Annotated in this window: 1 protein-coding gene; it reads left to right on the forward strand. The window is 47.3% G+C overall.

The genetic code is table 11. The features are described from left to right. Positions 1-155: 155 nt before the first annotated feature. Positions 156-1,426, forward strand: a 1,271-nt coding sequence (locus tag A3756_RS19185; protein ID WP_156490610.1) for a UvrD-helicase domain-containing protein, incomplete at its 3' end; no start/stop codon positions are given.

Here is a 1,426-nt window from a genome sequence, read left to right on the forward strand (position 1 = left end):
ATCTATTTAGAATAAGTGCTACAAAGCGACAAAATGTATCTGGAAAGCAATGAGTTGACGTGAAAGAATGATGGAATAGAAAAATAAATGGGCTCAGAGTCACGGGCCCTGAGCCCATTTATTTTTATCGAGATAGACAGAAAGAAGAGAAAGTAGTGGCGAATAAGTTAAACCCTAAACAGCAAGAAGCCGTAGATTATGTTGGTGGTCCTTTACTCGTACTAGCGGGCGCTGGCAGCGGCAAGACCAGTGTAATCACGCGAAAAATTGCCTACCTGATTAAAAGCTGTGGTATTCCGGGGCGCCATATTGCTGCGGTGACCTTTACCAATAAAGCTTCTCGCGAGATGAAAGAGCGTGTCGGGCAGTTGGTTTCGGGGCCTGATGCGCGTGGTTTAACCGTATCGACTTTCCATAACCTGGGTTTGAATATCATTCGCACCGAGCATAAGGCGCTTGGCTATAAACCGGGGTTTTCTATTTTCGACAGTGAAGATGCTAAAGCGTTGATTCGCGACCTGATGATGAAAGATGGTGAAGAGAATAGCGACCGAATCAATGAATTTCAGATGGCGATTTCAAACTGGAAAAATGCCATGCTAACTCCGGCTCAGGCCGCACAGCAAGCTCAAACGCCTGACGATGTCACCCTGGCACATGTGTATGAAACCTATACTCGCTACCTCAAAGCCTATAATGCGCTCGACTTCGATGATCTGATTCTTTTACCCGTACAACTTTTCGCTGAACATCCGGATATATTAAGCAAGTGGCGGCAGAAGATTCGCTACCTCTTGGTTGATGAGTACCAAGATACTAATATGGCTCAGTACGAGCTGGTGAAGCAAATCGTGGGTGACCGTCATGCTTTGACAGTCGTAGGCGACGATGACCAGTCTATCTATGCCTGGCGTGGAGCAAGGCCAGAAAACCTGGCGCGTCTGGAAAAAGACTTCCCAAGCCTGAAGCTGATTAAGCTGGAGCAGAATTATCGCTCTACCAGTTTGATCTTGCGTGCGGCGAATACCTTGATCGCCAACAACCCTCATATGTTTGATAAAGCACTATGGAGCCAGCTGGGTGACGGAGAGCGAATTCGTGTAATTCGTTGTCGCCATGAAGATGCAGAGGCAGAACAAATTGCCGCAGAGATTCTTGATCTTAAGTTGAAAAAGGATATCCCCTTTAAAGACTTCGCTGTGCTTTATCGTGGTAACCACCAGGCGCGTCTGCTGGAAATCAAGATGCAGGCTTTTCAGGTGCCTTATCGCTTGTCTGGTGGTACCTCCTTCTTTGCCAAGAATGAAATCAAAGATGCCATGGCCTACTTGCGTCTCATTGCTAACCCTGATGATGACGCAGCATTTCTTCGGGTAGTCAACGTACCACGCAGAGAGATCGGCCCCTCAACCTTGGAGAAACTCGG

The organism is Oleiphilus sp. HI0086 (assembly GCF_001635225.1).